At 72.5% G+C, this 12,685-nt stretch carries 16 protein-coding genes; 12 read left to right on the forward strand and 4 right to left on the reverse strand.

All coding sequences use genetic code 11. The features are described from left to right. Positions 1-81: 81 nt before the first annotated feature. The 9 genes from E1165_RS16475 to E1165_RS16510 all read left to right on the forward strand — a co-directional run bounded on the left by E1165_RS16475 (position 82) and on the right by E1165_RS16510 (position 6,073). Positions 82-465 (forward strand): hypothetical protein, encoded by a 384-nt coding sequence (locus E1165_RS16475; protein ID WP_132392410.1) that lies wholly within the window; start codon positions 82-84, stop codon positions 463-465. Positions 466-678: 213 nt separating this feature from the next. Further along, positions 679-1,284 (forward strand): DUF4178 domain-containing protein, encoded by a 606-nt coding sequence (locus tag E1165_RS16480; RefSeq protein WP_132392412.1) that lies wholly within the window; start codon positions 679-681, stop codon positions 1,282-1,284. A gap of 2 nt (positions 1,285-1,286) precedes the next feature. Beyond that, on the forward strand, positions 1,287-1,412 hold the full coding sequence (locus E1165_RS30395; RefSeq protein ID WP_256370679.1) for a hypothetical protein: 126 nt from the start codon (positions 1,287-1,289) through the stop codon (positions 1,410-1,412). A 49-nt stretch (positions 1,413-1,461) separates the two neighbouring features. Beyond that, a complete protein-coding gene (locus E1165_RS16485; RefSeq protein WP_243704814.1) occupies positions 1,462-2,433 on the forward strand; it encodes a hypothetical protein in 972 nt (323 codons plus the stop codon). A 91-nt stretch (positions 2,434-2,524) separates the two neighbouring features. Then, a complete protein-coding gene (locus E1165_RS16490) occupies positions 2,525-3,403 on the forward strand; it encodes a hypothetical protein (RefSeq protein ID WP_132392416.1) in 879 nt (292 codons plus the stop codon). 72 nt (positions 3,404-3,475) lie between these two features. After that, positions 3,476-4,120, forward strand: coding sequence for a hypothetical protein (locus E1165_RS16495; protein WP_371687354.1), 645 nt, complete (start codon positions 3,476-3,478; stop codon positions 4,118-4,120). Positions 4,121-4,130: 10 nt separating this feature from the next. Next, entirely contained in the window at positions 4,131-4,940 is an 810-nt protein-coding gene (locus tag E1165_RS16500; RefSeq protein ID WP_132392418.1) for an SDR family oxidoreductase, read from the forward strand. 158 nt (positions 4,941-5,098) lie between these two features. Continuing rightward, positions 5,099-5,638 (forward strand): orotate phosphoribosyltransferase, encoded by a 540-nt coding sequence (gene pyrE, locus E1165_RS16505; protein WP_132392419.1) that lies wholly within the window; start codon positions 5,099-5,101, stop codon positions 5,636-5,638. A 57-nt stretch (positions 5,639-5,695) separates the two neighbouring features. Continuing rightward, entirely contained in the window at positions 5,696-6,073 is a 378-nt protein-coding gene (locus E1165_RS16510; RefSeq protein WP_007454255.1) for a helix-turn-helix transcriptional regulator, read from the forward strand. Positions 6,074-6,260: 187 nt separating this feature from the next. On the opposite strand, the gene E1165_RS16515 is transcribed toward E1165_RS16510, so the two are convergent. After that, positions 6,261-6,968 (reverse strand): DedA family protein, encoded by a 708-nt coding sequence (locus E1165_RS16515; RefSeq protein WP_132392421.1) that lies wholly within the window; start codon positions 6,966-6,968, stop codon positions 6,261-6,263. Between the two features lie 521 nt (positions 6,969-7,489). Next, positions 7,490-7,702: a hypothetical protein gene (locus E1165_RS16525; RefSeq protein ID WP_132392425.1), complete on the reverse strand. Its 213-nt coding sequence runs from the start codon at positions 7,700-7,702 to the stop codon at positions 7,490-7,492. Between the two features lie 132 nt (positions 7,703-7,834). On the opposite strand from E1165_RS16525, the gene E1165_RS16530 reads away from it, so the two are divergent. After that, positions 7,835-8,218 carry a phage holin family protein gene (locus tag E1165_RS16530; RefSeq protein WP_132392427.1) on the forward strand — a complete coding sequence of 128 codons (384 nt, stop codon included), beginning with the start codon at positions 7,835-7,837 and terminating at the stop codon, positions 8,216-8,218. Between the two features lie 144 nt (positions 8,219-8,362). After that, a complete protein-coding gene (gene fbaA / locus E1165_RS16535; RefSeq protein ID WP_132392429.1) occupies positions 8,363-9,385 on the forward strand; it encodes a class II fructose-bisphosphate aldolase in 1,023 nt (340 codons plus the stop codon). 60 nt (positions 9,386-9,445) lie between these two features. On the opposite strand, the gene E1165_RS16540 is transcribed toward fbaA, so the two are convergent. Further along, the gene (locus E1165_RS16540) at positions 9,446-10,657 is read right to left on the reverse strand and encodes an LOG family protein (protein WP_207916917.1); all 1,212 of its coding nucleotides are present in this window, start codon (positions 10,655-10,657) and stop codon (positions 9,446-9,448) included. Positions 10,658-10,961: 304 nt separating this feature from the next. On the opposite strand from E1165_RS16540, the gene E1165_RS16545 reads away from it, so the two are divergent. Then, on the forward strand, positions 10,962-11,396 hold the full coding sequence (locus tag E1165_RS16545; RefSeq protein ID WP_132392433.1) for a DUF3151 domain-containing protein: 435 nt from the start codon (positions 10,962-10,964) through the stop codon (positions 11,394-11,396). A gap of 101 nt (positions 11,397-11,497) precedes the next feature. On the opposite strand, the gene E1165_RS16550 is transcribed toward E1165_RS16545, so the two are convergent. Next, positions 11,498-12,685: MinD/ParA family protein (locus tag E1165_RS16550; RefSeq protein ID WP_371687355.1), on the reverse strand; the 1,188-nt coding region annotated here is incomplete at its 5' end.

Below are 12,685 nucleotides of genomic sequence, written 5' to 3' on the forward strand. Positions count from 1 at the left end.
TCGACCGCACGCTCCACCACCCCTCGGCAACCACCGGAACCTCGACCGGCAGTGGAGTGGGGGATGGGAAAGGATGGAGGAATGGTCGGGATCGGGAAGCCGGGCTGGGCGAGGGAACTGGACGCCGCGGTGCGGGTACTGGCCGGGGCGGACACCGTGGCCTTCGGCGGGGTGGGCATCGCGGGGACGCTGCTGCCCGCCACGGAGGCGTACCAGCGGGTGGAGGCGGCCCTCGCCGCGCATCCGGAGGCGGCCCGCAAGCACGTCGACCGGCTGCTGCGCCGTGGCTCGCCCGCCGGGAAGGCGTACGCGGCGACGCTGCTGGATCGCGTCGACCCGGCCGCCGCCCGGAAGGCGTGGGCCGCACTGCGTGACGAGCCGGGCGGGTTCAGCACGTTCACCGGCTGCGTGATGGGCAGCACCACCCTGCGCGCGTACGCCGCCGACCGGCTCGCCGGAGGCTGACCCCGGCCGCAGGGAGGTCCGCCCTCGGGTGTCCGGCCCGTCGCCTCACCCGCACCTTCGGCTCCGCCAGCGGTGGGGCCGGACGTCCGCCGCCCCCTGCGCCCTGTCCCGCGAGCGCGGGTGACTGACTGCCCAGTCAGCCTGTGGCCGTGTTCCCCCAGGTGGCACGCGGTTGTTACGGTCTCCGACCGACGCACGTGAGAGGCGGTCGTGGTGAACGGGTCGGTGGCGTGGCTGGTGACGGTGGTGGGGTGTCTGGTCGGGATCGCCGGGGTGGGGGTGGCCGTGGTCACCCGCGACCGTAGGCGGCGGCCGGAGCGGCCTGGTCCGTTACGGGGCGGCGACGTGGACGACGCGCGCAGGCTGAAGCCGGGCGACGTCGTGGAGATCCGGCGGGTGTCGTACCCGATCCGTGGCTCGGTGCACCTCATCGAGGGAGCGTGGAGCTGGGCCGAGCACCTGCTGGACACGGCGGACGGCGACAAGCGCTGGCTCTCCGTCGAGGTGGACCGGGACCTGGAACTGGTGCTCTGGGCGGCCGAACCGTCCGCCACCGTCGCCCCGGGCGCTCCCACCATCGACTACGCCGGTCGCCGCTACGCCTGGGAGGAGTCCGGGCAGGCGCGCTACTCGGCCACCGGCAGCGTCGGCCTCGAACCGAGGGGCACGGTGCGCTACCACGACTACCGGGCGCGGGACGGCGCCCGGCTCGCCTTCGAGGCGTACGGGGAGAGCGGCTGGGAGGTGGCCCGGGGTGAGCGGCTGCACCGCTCCGAGGTGACCGTCCACCCGCAGGGCGACCCCGAGAAGGTGGACTGAGCGTGCCCGGCCCGGACCCGGCGGTGGTGGCGTTCCCGACCGGTCGGCGTCGTGCCGACCTGACCGCCTCGACCCCGTGGCAGCCCAGGGTGCCGGAGTACGCCCGTGCCGAGCGGCCTGGCCACTAGTCTCGGACCGGTGTCACCCTCCCGCCGTCGCCGTCTCCCGCCGCGTGCGGTGAACGCTGCCGGGTACCTCCAGGGGTTCGTGCTCGCCGGGGTCGCGACGGTGCTGCTCACCCGGGCCTACCTCAGGGCGACCGGCTATCCGCAGATCGGCGGGGGTGGCCTGCACATCGCCCACGTGCTCTGGGGTGGTCTGGTGATGGCCGTCGGGCTGGGCGTGGCATTGGTCTTCCTCGGCGGCGCGGCACGGATGGCGGGCGCGATCGTCGGTGGCATCGGCTTCGGTCTCTTCATCGACGAGGTGGGCAAGTTCGTCACCGCCGGCACCGACTACTTCTACCGGCCCGCGGCCTCCATCATCTACGCGGTCTTCGCCCTGCTCGTGGTGATCACGCAGGCGGTTCGCGACCGGATGACGCTCACCCCCGGGGAGCGGGTGGCGAACGCCCTGGACACGGTGGTGGGTGGGGTCGGCCGAGGGCTGACCGACCGGCGTCGGGTGACCACCCTGCGAATGGTGCGCGGCGCCGGCCCGGAGGTCGAGTACGCCGTGTCCCAGCTGCTCGACGCGGTGCCGCGTCGGGAGCCGCCACCCCGCCGGTTCTGGCAGCCCTGGCTGGCCCGGCTGCGGGCCGGGGCGGTGCGGCTGATCCGGGCGCGCTGGGTGGTCACGCTGGTGGTGGTCTATCTGGTTGTCGAGCCGGTGACCAACGTGGGGTCCGTGGTGGTGGACGGGGTGACCGGTCAGTTGGACGAGGTGCGGGAGTGGGGCGCGGTGCTCGGCGTGTCCGCCGCCGCGCTGGTCGCCGCGGTGCTGGGCATCCGGGCGGCGTTCCTGCTGCGCAACGACCGGGCCGGCGCGTTCCGCCTGTTCAAGCTGGCTCTCCTGGTCAACCTGCTGTTCGGCCAGGTCTTCAACTTCACGGTCAACCAGTTCGGCGCGGTGGCCACGCTGGCGGTGGACCTCGTCCTGCTCGCGGTCGTGACCGGCGAACACCGGCGGGTACGCGCCGAAGCCGGCTGAACCGGGCCGGTCCCCGTGCCGCCGGCGCTCCGGCGCGCGCGGGTGGGCCGGAGTGGATACGGTGTGGGCGCGATCCAAGGGAAGGAGAATCGTGGTCGATTCCCAGCACACACCGGCCCGCGCCCGGCCGGCCGTGGTGACGATTTCCAGCTACCTGCTGATTCTGTTCGCCCTGCTCCAGGTGATCAGCCTGATCATCGCGCTGGCCACCGCCGGCACCATTCGCGACGTGCTCGACGACGCCTACCGCGGCACCGCCGCGAACGGCGCGCAGGAGGTCGCCACCTTCGCCATGGCGTTCATGGTCGGCGGCGCCGTCCTCGGGCTGCTGTTGGCGATCGTGCTCGCCGTGCTCGGCCAGTTCAACAACCGTGGCGTGAACGGCACCCGGATCGCGACCTGGGTGCTCGGCGGCATCCTGTTCTGCTGCTGCGGCCTGAACACGGCCGGCGGGCTCGCCAACGGCATCGGCACGACCGGCGGCCCGAGCGGCGGTGACATGCCCAGCGGCGAGGAGATCGCCCGCCGGCTGGAGGAGGGTCTGCCGTCCTGGTACACCCCGGTGACCACCCTGCTGGCGGTGCTCACCCTGCTGTCCCTGCTGGTGGCGCTGATCCTGCTGGCGCTGCCGAAGGCCAACGAGTTCTTCCGCAAGCCGCAGCCGGCCTGGGAGCCGCCCGCTCCCGGTGCCGCCTACCCCGGCTACCCGACGGGCTACCCGACCACCCCGGGCTACCCGCAGTCCGGTTACCCGACGGCCCCCGGCCAGCCGGGCCAGCCCGCGGCGCCCGGCCAGTCCCAGCCGCCGGCCGGCTCCGAGTGGCAGGCCCCACCGCCTGCGCCGGCCGAGCCGCCCTCGGCGCCGCCGTCTGGGGCTCCCGACGCGCCGTCCACCGGTCAGCCCGACCCGGGCCGCCCCGCCGACGGATCCGGCCCGTCGGGGGACAGCAACCCGCCACCCGCGCGCTGACGGGCGCGTAGCAGCGACGCGACGGTTCCCTCCGAGTAGGTTGCAACCCGACGCCTACCGGAGGGAACCGTTGTGTCGTACCCCGACCAGGCGCCGGTGTTCCGGCCCGCCGTCACGTCGGCGCGCCGGCCGGCCGTCGTCACGCTGGCGGCGGCGGTGCTGGCGCTGATGGCCCTCGGAGCCGTGGCCTACGCCGTCACGGCCCTGCTCGCCCTCGGCGGCACGGTCGACCGGTTCCGCACCGCCACCGCGGGTACCGGCGCGGACGACGTCAACGCCGTGGTGACCCTGGTCCGGGCCGTCACCATCGTCTCCGCGATGGTGACGATCCTGGTCGGCCTGGTGCTGGTCGGCCTCGCCGCCGGCCTGCTCGCCGGCCGTCGGGGTGCCCGGGTGTCCACCTGGGTGGTCAGCGGGCTCGGTCTGCTCGGCGGCTGCTGCACCGTGGCCGCGCTGGTCGGGCAGCGCGCCGCCCCGCTGAAGGTGGGCGACGCCGGGCTCCTGCCGCTACTCGGCGAGGCGTACCCGGGCTGGTGGCTGCCGCTCAACGCGGGGCTTTCGGTGGCGCAGATGCTCGGCTACCTTGTGGTGGCCGTGCTGCTCGCCCTGCCCGTGGCGCACCGCTGGTTCGGTACGCGCCACCCGGTGCGGCCGGAGTTGCCGCCGGAGAACCCGTACCGTCTCCACCTGCCGCAGGGTCCGTGGCCACCGCAGTAGAGGAGCCGTGTTGACCGCCGACCACCCGGGCGCCGCGCGACGGGCGTTGGTCACCGGGGCCACCGCCGGCATCGGCGAGGCGTTCGCCCGGCGGCTCGCCGCCGACGGCGGGGACCTGGTGCTGGTGGCCCGCAACGCCGACCGGCTCGCCGAGGTCGCCGCCGAGTTGACCGGCCGGCACGGCCACCGGGTGGAGACAATCCCCGCCGACCTGTCCACCGCCGACGGTTGCGCGCTCGTCGCCCGCCGGCTCGCCGGCGGGCCGCCGGTCGACCTGCTCGTCAACAACGCCGGAATCAGCCTGGACCGGTCTTTCCTCCGGTCCACCGTCGAGGACGAGGAACGCCTGCTCCGGCTGAACGTGCACGCCGTCATGCGGCTGACCCTGGCGGCCCTGGGCCCGATGACACAACGGTGCCACGGGGCAGTGATAAATGTCTCTTCCGTCTCCGGGTTCGGGCCGGTGATGCCGGGGTCGACGTACCCGGCGAGCAAGGCGTGGGTGACGAGTTTCAGCGAGTCGCTGGATCTCTCGGTGCGGTCGCTCGGCGTACGGGTGATGGCGCTCTGCCCCGGCTACACGGCCACCGGCTACCACGAGCGCAACGGCATCGACATGTCCGGCACGCCGCGCTGGATGTGGCTGCGGGCCGACGACGTCGTTGCCGCAGCCCTACGTGACCTGCGGAAAGGCAAGCAGGTCAGCGTTCCCGACTGGAAGTACAAGCTCGCCGTGGCGGGCCTGCGGCACGCCCCGCGCCGGCTGCTGCGGCTGGCGTACCGGGACCGGCGGGGCCGGCTCGGACCGGCCGACGGCTGACCGGGGCGGCTCTGCCGGCCGTGCCGGCCCGCCACCATACTGCCCCGCAGCGCAGTCGCGCAGCGTAGTGGTACATCGCCACCTGTCGGTCGCTCGGCAGGCTGATCCGGGAGGACCCCACAGACGGGGCACAGACTTGCGCAGTACCCTCTATCGCCATGGGGGACCACGACGACCTGCGTAAATTCATCATCGACCTGGCTGTGGTCCATGGACGGGTGGTGCTCTCCTCCGGTCGGGAGGCGGACTGGTATGTCGATTTGCGACGCGTCACGCTCCATCACCGTGCCGCGCCGTTGGTCGGCCGGGTGATGCGTGAGCTCACCGCCGACTGGGAGTACGACGCGGTCGGTGGGCTCACCCTGGGAGCCGACCCGATCGCCGTGTCGATGCTGCACGCCGCAGCGGAGACGGACCGTCCGTTGGACGCCTTCGTGGTCCGCAAGGCTGGTAAGGCGCACGGTTTGCAACGTCGGATCGAAGGGCCTGACGTGGCCGGCCGGCGGGTACTTGCGGTGGAGGACACCTCGACGACGGGCGGCAGTGTGCTGACCGCGGTCGAGGCACTTCGCGAGGCCGGGGCAGAGGTGACAGGTGTGGCGGTTATTGTTGATCGAGGCGCTGGGGACGCCGTACGTGCCGCCGGATTGCCGTACAGGGCCGCCTATACGTTGGCTGACCTCGGCCTTCTGGCGTAAAAATTTGCCGATTCGGATCTGCTGATATGCAGGCGGATCGATGCTGCTGGTGGAAGGATGGAATACGTGGGAACTGCGTTGGCTGAAATGACCATGCCTCAGATCTCGCCGCTTGCCGGCGAGCCGATCGAACGTGCCGATGCCGAGCGGCTCGCGGGGGTCCTCAAGGCCCTCGCCGACCCCGCCCGGCTGCGGCTGCTCAGCCTGATCCAGTCGGCGCCCGAGGGCGAGGCGTGCGTGTGTGACCTGACCGCGCCACTCGGCCTCTCGCAGCCGACGGTCAGCCACCACCTGCGTATCCTCACCGAGGCCGGCTTGCTGGAGCGGGAGAAGCGCGGTGTGTGGGCCTACTACCGTCTGGTGCCCTCCGCGATCGCGACGATCGCGGATCTGCTCACCCCGCCGCGCAAGCGGGCCACCAAGAAGGCCCGCTGACCGGTAGTCCGCTCGTCGTCCCCCGGGGCGACGTCCGGTGGCGTACCAGGGGTGGTGCCGCCGGGCGGTGACGCCTGCTCGTTGACGCCTGCCCGTCGACGGCAGTCACGATCCGTGCCAGCAGGGGTTCGTGGACAGACACGTGATGGCCGGCCCTTCCCGGGGCCGGCCATCGTCGTCCTGCCGGTCAGTACTGCCCGTAGTGCTCGCGGGTCTCCCGGATGGCCTCCTCGGCCGCCGCCACCTCCTCGGGCGTGGTGCCCCGCTTGGCGGCCATCCGTGCCCGCAGCAGCTCCACCACGATGGGGAAAACCGAGAGCACCACGATCCCGATGAGGATCATCTCGATGTTGGCCTTCACGAACGGGATCTGGCCGAGGAAGTAGCCGAGTACGGTCACGCCGGTGCCCCAGAGGATGCCGCCGACCACGTTGTAGATCACGAAGGTCCGGTAGCGCATCCGGCTCACCCCGGCGACGATCGGCGTGAAGGTCCGCACGATCGGCACGAACCGTGCCAGCACGATCGACCGGGCGCCGTACTTCTCGAAGAACTCGTGCGCCTTGATCGCGTTCTCCTGCTTGAACAACCGGGAGTTCGGCCGCCGGAACAGCGCCGGCCCGACCTTGCGCCCGAAGGCGTAGCCGACCTGGTCACCGGCGATCGCGGCGAGGGTGATCAGCAGGCACACCAACCAGAGCGGGTACTTGATGTACTGGCCGTCGGCGGTGAGCAGCCCGGCCGTGAACAGCAGCGAGTCACCCGGCAGGAAGAAGCCGATCAGCAGGCCGGACTCGGCAAAGACGATCACCAGGATGCCGAGCAGCCCGAAGGCCGAGATCAGCCACTCCGGATCCAGCCAGTCCGGGCCCAGGGCGAGCGTGGTGGTGGGCATCGCGGGTGACCTCCGAGTCTGCCTGTGGATGGTGGCGGTTCGTCCGCCACCGGCGGCGGCACGCCCCGTAGTGTAGGTGCCGCCCGTTCCCGGCCGGTGGGCGACGTCACAGCCGGCTCGGAGCGGGAACCCCCGGCCGGGGTGCGACGGTGGTTCACAGTCGCGGGTCCACCGGCTCCGACTCGCAGGCCAGGATGGCGAAGACCAGCTCGTCCAGGCCAGACCACGCTCGCGCCCCAGGCACCGGCGACGCCTTCGCGTTCGGCGCCGGCGAGGGCCGCCCCGACCTGGCCCGGGGGTACGAGCTGACCGACCTGCTCGGCGGGGTGGAGGTCTGCCTGCCCGGCCGGGTCGTGTCCGTGCACACCTCGCGGGTCTTCCGTGCCGGCTGTCAGCGACTCGACGGCGCGGCCTCGGTCGACCTGCTCCGCCAGCGGCGAGGGCTGCCCGGCTGGCGCGGTGGGTGGCGGAGCACCCGGGTCGGGTCACCGCGACCAGGTGACCCGACCCGGCACCCGTTGTCAGCGGTAGTCGTCCTCGTCGGCGGTGACCACCCGGGCCTGCTCCATCGCGTCCCAGTCGGCGACCTCCAGGCCGCGGTGCGGCTCACCGTCGTCCTCGGAGGGGCCGGCCACCGTGGCCTGCTCGACCGCGTCGGCCGGCTCGGCCTCCAGGTCGCGTTCCTCCGGGCTGAGGTGGTCGCTCGGGGTGAACTCCTCTTCGGGGTGACCCATCGTCGTCCTCCTGAGTTCCGGCGGATTTCCACCCACACGGTACGGGTTGCGGGCGGTTGTCGCCCGGTGGGCGGGCGAGCGGACTCGGTGGATCACACCACCGGCGGCGTCCGGCGGTGCCAGGATGGGGGCGTGGGCTTCCTGATCCGGTTGGCGATCACGGCGATCGCGTTGTGGGTCACCACGCTGGTCGTACCCGGGGTCGACGTCTCCGGCCGCACCGGCACGAACACCGCGCTCACCCTGCTCGCCGTGGCGTTGATCTTCGGTGTGGTGAACGCGGTGCTCAAGCCGGTCATCAAGGTGGTCGGTTGTGTGTTCTACCTGCTCACGCTCGGCCTGATCGCGCTGGTCGTCAACGCGTTGCTGTTCCTGCTCACCGACTGGATCGCGCGCGGGCTCGACCTGCCGTTCCGGGTGGCGGGCTTCTGGGCGGCGTTCTGGGGGGCCATCGTGATGACGGTGGTGACCTGGTTGATCAGCGTGGTCGTGCCGGACCGTCTGGAGCGCCGGTGACCGCCCTGGTGGGCGGGCGCCGGGGCGGGTGTGTAGACCGCCAGCTCCTACGGGATACTTCCGGCGGTGGACAGCGCGGTCCGGCGCACCCGATGGAAGACAGCGGCCAGCGCGGCCGAGAGCGGTAAGTAAGGAGCGTTCGACATGCCCATCGCTTCCCCCGAGACTTACGCGGAGATGCTGGACCGGGCCAAGGCCGGCCGGTACGCGTACCCCGCGATCAACGTGACGTCGTCGCAGACCCTGAACGCGGCGCTGAAGGGCTTCGCCGACGCGGAGAGCGACGGCATCATCCAGGTCTCCACCGGTGGCGCCGAGTACCTCTCCGGCCCGTCGATCAAGGACATGGTCACCGGCGCGGTCGCCTTCGCCGCGTACGCGCACGAGGTGGCGAAGAAGTACCCGGTCAACATCGCGCTGCACACCGACCACTGCCCGAAGGAGAAGCTGGACAAGTTCGTCCGGCCCCTGATGGCCATCTCGCAGGAGCGGGTCAAGAACGGCCAGGAGCCGCTGTTCCAGTCGCACATGTGGGACGGCTCGGCGGTGCCGGTGGCGGAGAACCTGGAGATCGCCGCGCAGCTGCTCGACGAGGCCGCCAAGGGCAAGATCGTCCTGGAGATCGAGGTCGGTGTCGTCGGCGGCGAGGAGGACGGCGTCGAGAACGCCATCAACGACAAGCTCTACACCACCGTCGAGGACGGCCTGGCCATGGTCGACGCGCTCGGCCTGGGTGAGAAGGGCCGCTACATGGCGGCGCTGACCTTCGGCAACGTGCACGGCGTCTACAAGCCGGGCAACGTCAAGCTCCGCCCCGAGGTGCTCAACCACATCCAGCTCGCCGTCGGCGCCAAGTACGGCCAGGAGAAGCCGCTCAGCCTGGTGTTCCACGGCGGTTCCGGCTCGCTGCTGTCGGAGATCCGCGAGGCGCTGGACTACGGCGTGGTGAAGATGAACATCGACACCGACACCCAGTACACCTTCACCCGGCCGGTCGCGGACCACATGTTCCGCAACTACGACGGCGTGCTGAAGGTCGACGGCGAGGTCGGCAACAAGAAGATGTACGACCCGCGTGTCTGGGGCAAGGCCGCCGAGGCCGGCATGGCCGCCCGCGTCGTGGAGGCGTGTGAGCACCTGCGCTCCACCGGCACCAAGTTGAAGTGACCTGCGCGTGACGGCACGACGGCCGGCGTCCCCGATCCGGGACGCCGGCCGTCGGCGCGTTCACGCCGTCGCCGTGAGCACCCGTACGGCCTCCCGGACGTCGTCGGTCAGGTGCACCGTCGTGGACAGGTCACCGAACGGGGAGTTGGCGAACAGTGGCCGCAGCAGCGACTCGACCGGCAGCTCTGTGGTCCAGTACGCCCGGTCCAGGAAGACGTACGCCCCGCTCGCCCCGTCGGTGCCGTAGTACGTCTTGGTCGCCGCCTGGAACACCTCCTGCACCGTGCCGGCCCGGCCGGGCGCGAAGACGATCCCGCCCCGGGCCAGCCGCAGGATGGTGTCCTCCCGGATGGCGTTGGAGAAGTACTTGGCGATCCTCCCGGCGAAGAGGTTCGCCGGTTCGTGGCCGTACAGCCAGGTGGGGATGGCCAGTCCACCGGTGCGGGCCCAGTCCAGCCCCGGCCTCCGCTGCCGCGAAACGGCCGGGGGCGTGGCGTACCGCGCGCGGACGGCCAGCGCCGCCGCGGTGTAGCGGTCGTGGTCGGTGAAGTCGGGGGCCGCCGCGAGCAGGTCGATCGCCGCGTTCAGCTCGTCGGCCGGCCAGGCGGCCAGGAACGCGCCGAGGTTCGCCGCCTCCATCACGCCGGGTCCGCCGCCGGTCACCACCAGCCGGTCGGCCCGGGCCAGCTCCCAGCCCAGTACGGCCGCCATCCGGTACGGCCCGCTGCCGCGCGGCACCGCGTGCCCGCCCATCACGCCCACCACCGACTGCGGACCGTGGGCGGCCAGCCACGCCCGGGTCGCGTCGGTCAGGGCGTTGTCGACGCCGTGGTCGTGCAACCGCTGGCCGAGCGCCTCCCGCACGTCCGGCAACGCCCCGCCGTGCGCGCGGAAGTGCGCGTACACCCGGGTGTCGTACATGCCGGCGAAGCCGCCCTCGGCGAAGCCGGCCGCCAGGTCGTCAGGGGTGTACAGGTGCGACGGCTGGGTCGGGTACGGCAGCCCGGAGAACGGCGGCACCACGTTCGCGCCGCGCCGCACCAGGTCGGCGCCGACCTCCCGGTCGACGAACCGGCAGCCCACGAAGAGGGTGCCCGTCACGTCGACGGTGGTCAGGTCGGGGACCGGGGCGAGGTCGAGACGCAGCCCCTGGACGGTCAGCCCGGAGAGGCTCCCGGTGGCCAGCCACCGGTCGAACTCGGCGCGGGTCTCGATCTCGTCGTGGCTGGTGTCGTCGGGCGCGATGACGTCCGTGGGTGGTGGGGTGGGCACACGCCCATCCTGCCCATCCGCCACAACCTGCCCAACGCCACCCGCGGCCCCATCCGGCCCGGCGTGGCCCTGCGGGACCAAGACGGGAAGGGCAGGAGCCCGGCGGTCCGGCCACCGGGCTCCTGCGTTACCGGTCCTGGGGAGGCTCCGGACCAATAGTTGTAGTGGAAGACTTTGCGTCGCGGCATGGGCCGCGGGGTTGTCCCGGCCCGGCCCGCCGGCGGGCCGGCCGATCCACCGTTCAGCCAGCGCGCCGCGCCGGACCCCCTCGCGCGCCGCTGGGCGAAGCGGGTTGAATGGGGCGATGCAGAACCTGTTGCCTGAGCCACCGGCCACTCTCCTACCGGCGCACGACGCGGCCGACGCGGCCCTGGCCTCCGCCGCCCAGCAGGGCACCGACGAGGCGTACGCCGAGGTCGCGGCCCGCTTCCCGACCCACAGCGCGGCCTGGGCGGCGCTCGCGGGCCGGGCGTTCGACGCCGGTCAGGTCATCCCGGCGTACGCCTACGCCCGCACCGGCTACCACCGGGGCCTGGACCAGCTGCGCCGCAGCGGCTGGAAGGGGCACGGCCCGGTGCCCTGGTCCCACGCGCCCAACCAGGGCTTCCTCCGCTGCCTGTACGTGCTCTCCCGGGCCGCCGGGGAGATCGGCGAGGCCGACGAGGCAGCCCGTTGCGCCCAGTTCCTCCGGGACTGCGACCCGGCCGCCGGGGACGCCCTGGCCGGCGCCCAGGTCTGACCGGCGCGGGCGCCCACCCCGCCACCTGGCCACAGCCGCGCCGCCGCCGGTCCGACACCCGTACCGGCGGCCGGCGCGGTATCCGCCGGCTCCGGCCGGGGTCAGAGCCCTTCGGCCACCGCGGCGGCGATCTTCAGCCAGGCGTCCCGGGTGGCCGAGGAGAGCCCGCCGTACCGGATCGGCTCCCCGGTGTCGATAAGCCGCTCGTACGGTGCCAGCAGCACCGCCCTCGTCCGGGCGGCGAAGTGTTCCTGGATCGCCGGCAGGTCGATCTCCTTGCGTGAGGGCGGCATGGACACCACCGTCACCGCCTGCCGGACGAGCCGCTGCCGGCCGCTCTGCTCCAGATGGTCCAGCATCCGCGCGGCGGTCTCCGCCGAGTCGTTACGGGCCGACATGGTGACCACGAGTTGGTCGGTGGCGTCCATCGCGGCCTGCCAGTTCTGCGCCCGCACGTTGTTTCCGGTGTCCACGAAGATGAGCTTGTAGAAACGGCTCACCACCTCGCGGATCTCGGCGAACGCCGCCGCGGTCAGCATCTCCCCGCCGGTCGCCGACTCGTCCGAGGCGAGCACGTCGAACATCCCCTCGCCCTGTGAGCGGACGTACTGCGACAGGTCGCCGATACGTCCGTGCGCGCCCTGGAACTGCCCGAGGTCACGCAACATGTCCCGGACCGTACGGGAGTGGAAGTCCTGCTGGGCGCGCATCCCGAGGGTGCCCTGGGTCTCGTTGTTGTCCCAGGCCAGCACGTACCCGCCGCGTTTCTGCCCGAAGGTCATCGCGAGCAGCAGGATCGCCACCGTCTTGCCCGCGCCGCCCTTCGGGTTGACCACCGTCACCTGGCGCAGCCCGCCGAAGTTGCGCCGGACCATCTCGATGTCCCGCTTCACCTCCTGTTCGTGCCGCCCCGGCGGAAGCTTGACCAGCCCGATTCGGTTCACCACCGCCCGTACGCCCATCGTGGCCACCGGATCGGCGGGACGGGCCTGCCGGCGGCGGGCGAAGTCCTCGGCGGTCGGGGCCGGCCCCTCCGGTGTCCAGGCCGCCTCCGGCCGGGTCACCGACTGCGGTTGCTGCGGCACCCCGCCGTGCGGGGTGCCCTGCTGCCACACCGGCTGGTACCACGAGGTGGGCGGCGGCGCGGGCGGCCCGGTGACGGCCGCGGCCGGATGCGGCGACGCCGACGCGGGCCGCGGGGGCGGCACCGCGAGTGTCGGGCCGGGCGGGTACTCCGTCGGCGGCACCGGCGGGGTGAGCGTCGTACCGGGTGCGGGCGGGAACGGGCC

Source organism: Micromonospora sp. KC723, assembly GCF_004348595.1.
GTDB lineage: Bacteria > Actinomycetota > Actinomycetes > Mycobacteriales > Micromonosporaceae > Micromonospora.

What these genes read in the sequence shown, in the direction of transcription:
- E1165_RS16545 (WP_132392433.1), top strand. Translation starts at nt 10,962, where the DNA reads ATGCAGAACCTGTTGCCTGAGCCACCGGCCACTCTCCTACCGGCGCAC.
- E1165_RS16525 (WP_132392425.1), bottom strand. Translation starts at nt 7,702, where the DNA reads ATGGGTCACCCCGAAGAGGAGTTCACCCCGAGCGACCACCTCAGCCCG.
- E1165_RS16510 (WP_007454255.1), top strand. Translation starts at nt 5,696, where the DNA reads ATGGAATACGTGGGAACTGCGTTGGCTGAAATGACCATGCCTCAGATC.
- E1165_RS16475 (WP_132392410.1), top strand. Translation starts at nt 82, where the DNA reads ATGGTCGGGATCGGGAAGCCGGGCTGGGCGAGGGAACTGGACGCCGCG.
- pyrE (WP_132392419.1), top strand. Translation starts at nt 5,099, where the DNA reads ATGGGGGACCACGACGACCTGCGTAAATTCATCATCGACCTGGCTGTG.
- E1165_RS16515 (WP_132392421.1), bottom strand. Translation starts at nt 6,968, where the DNA reads ATGCCCACCACCACGCTCGCCCTGGGCCCGGACTGGCTGGATCCGGAG.
- fbaA (WP_132392429.1), top strand. Translation starts at nt 8,363, where the DNA reads ATGCCCATCGCTTCCCCCGAGACTTACGCGGAGATGCTGGACCGGGCC.